The following is a 1,065-nucleotide window of genomic DNA, read 5'->3' as shown; positions in this document are numbered from 1 at the left end:
GCGCTCATCTTTTATACTTAACTGTCCCGCTACCCTACTGTATACTTGCGCCCAATTTTTCTAATTATACTTTACAGCCTGGGATTCAGATTATGGGTTTTAACTGCGGCATCGTCGGCCTTCCTAACGTCGGCAAATCAACCTTATTCAACGCACTTACCAAAGCAGGTATCGGCGCAGAAAACTTTCCTTTCTGTACTATCGAACCTAACGCTGGTGTTGTTGGCATGCCAGACCCTCGCCTAGACAAGCTTGCAGCCATTGTCAGCCCAGCGAAGGTTATCCAAACTACAATGGAGTTTGTTGATATTGCCGGTCTAGTAGAAGGCGCATCTAAAGGCGAAGGCCTCGGTAACCAGTTCCTGGCTAATATTAGAGAAACAGACGCTATCGCTCACGTTGTACGCTGCTTCGAAGATGAAAACGTTGTTCACGTTTCTGCCAAGGTGAACCCTCAAGCCGACGTTGATGTAATTAATACCGAGCTTGCTTTATCTGACCTTGATACCGTAGAAAAGGCTATCAAGCGTTTCACCAGAACAGCCAAGAGCGGTGATAAAGATGCGAAGAATGCTCTGAGCCTACTTGAGGATAAACTACTCCCTCACTTGAACGAAGCAAAAGCGGTTCGCGGCCTTGGTTTGAATGATGATGAACTAGCAATTATCAAAGAGCTTTGCCTGCTTACAATCAAGCCTACAATGTATATTGCCAACGTTGATGAAGACGGTTTTGAAGACAACCCTCACCTAGATAAAGTTCGTGAAATCGCAGCAGAAGAAAACGCTGTAGTCGTCGTGATCTGTAATAAGCTAGAAGCAGAAATTGCTGAGCTGGATGACGAAGAACGCGATGAATTTTTAGCAGACCTTGGCATGGAAGAGCCAGGCCTTGATCGTGTCATTAGAGCTGGCTACGAGCTACTTGGTCTACAAACCTACTTCACTGCAGGTGTAAAAGAAGTTCGCGCCTGGACAATGAAGCAAGGCGACCCTGCCCCTAAAGCCGCTGCAGTGATTCACACAGACTTCGAAAAAGGCTTCATTCGGGCCGAAGTAATTGCCT

General features: G+C 46.5%; 1 protein-coding gene. It reads left to right on the top strand.

The genetic code is table 11. The annotated features are described in order from the left end of the window. Positions 1-92: 92 nt before the first annotated feature. The coding region (ychF, locus tag A3729_RS03805) for a redox-regulated ATPase YchF (RefSeq protein WP_068633212.1) at positions 93-1,065 on the top strand (973 nt) is incomplete at its 3' end.

It is taken from the genome of Oleiphilus sp. HI0043 (genome assembly GCF_001634935.1).
Note: the sequence above shows the minus strand (reverse complement) of the source record. Positions and strands in the feature narration are given on the sequence as shown.